We start from the raw sequence: 1427 nt of genomic DNA, 5'->3' as shown, positions 1-1427 counted from the left end.
TTTGGTGAGGGGATTGCTCTTTTTTGCGGTTTGTCAGAAGCGGGTGTTAAATCAAAGTTTTTGGATACCTTCTCGTGTTCCGGAACTTCGTCAAGAGCATATACCTTATCTCCCGTGCTAAAGAAAAGCTCTTTCGTAAAAGTTTGTATCACTAAACCTTTTACTCCGCGATGATAATGGACCTGCAGTCCTCTTGAATCTATGGTTTTGTAATACCTATTTTGAAATTTGATACAATGGCCAGCATCAACAACTCTAGGAGTGAGGATTGCAAGGGTTTGATGAATTGTTTCTAAATCTGGTTGCTGAATGAATACAGATTTGTTATGATGTATGGGAAGCGCAAATTTTGCGTTGTATTCTTTTATGTAGGAGTTCAAGAATACATTTGCTTCGCTAATTGTAGTTATGCCTTCTAGGCGAAGTTCGACTGGAAGGCGTGATTGTAAAGTTTGAAACAGTCTCTCTACTCGACCTTTCGCTTGAGCAATGCTTGTAGTCTTGATTTCAATGCCTAGTTGCTTACAGGCATAACTAAACTGTGTGAAGGTATCTTTTCCTACCTCTTTCATTTTCTTATTCTTATATTCAAAAACCGTACGGTTATCGGTATAAAGCATACTAGGAATCCCGAAATTATTTAAAATTTGATAGAGAACCTGATAATAGCCATTTAAAGTTTCTTGTGAGTCAAAATAAGCACCTACAATAGCACCTGTAGAATCATCAATAGCAGCATGTAAGTGAACCTTCTGAGAACCAAACCAGAGATGTACAGAAGCATCCATCTGAATCATTTCACCAAAGTAAGCACACCGTGGTCTTCTGGAATGAGCATCTTCGATGTGGACGATACTGGCCTCTATGAGCTTCTTTTCCTTTTTGGTTTTTGCAGATTTATACATGTCCCTGAGCAGCTTATTCATTTGTTTTTTTGAGCGTCTTGTAGCACGAGGCGAAAGAATAAACTCTTGATAAAGTATTTTGCGAAGACAAGAAGGAGAAATCTTAATTCCATCATGCTTCTCAAGTAATTCACAGCAATGAGTAAAGTTGGTATCCCAGTATTTATTGTTGTAAATAGAAAGAATTTCACTCTTTAGGTGATCAGAGAGAGTATGGGCTGGTTTGCGCCCTGAATTACCATGAATAAATCCTGCCTTTCCTTCCGTATTATATTTTTTTAAGAGGCGGTTGATATGTCGTCTGGAACAACCGATCTTGATAGCGGCATAGTCCTTAGAGATATGATGTTCTGCCAGACGTTTAATAATTTCGTATTGTTCTTGTGCTTTCATTGATAATGTAACCTTTCGCATTTGTAGTCTCCTCATTTCATTTGTTATGAGGGAAAAGTATACCATATATAATCCTAATAGGACATAATCATGTGTGGTATATAAAGACATTATCAAAAATGGGGTACA

General features: G+C 37.4%; 1 protein-coding gene. It reads right to left on the bottom strand.

Annotated elements, in window-relative coordinates; all coding sequences use genetic code 11:
- Positions 1-1319: ISNCY family transposase (locus DWV06_RS12470; protein ID WP_115482530.1), on the bottom strand; the 1319-nt coding region annotated here is incomplete at its 3' end.
- Positions 1320-1427 lie beyond the last annotated feature (108 nt).

It is taken from the genome of Anaerosacchariphilus polymeriproducens, assembly GCF_003363435.1.
GTDB classification, from domain to species: Bacteria; Bacillota; Clostridia; order Lachnospirales; family Lachnospiraceae; genus Anaerosacchariphilus; species Anaerosacchariphilus polymeriproducens.
Note: the sequence above shows the minus strand (reverse complement) of the source record. Positions and strands in the feature narration are given on the sequence as shown.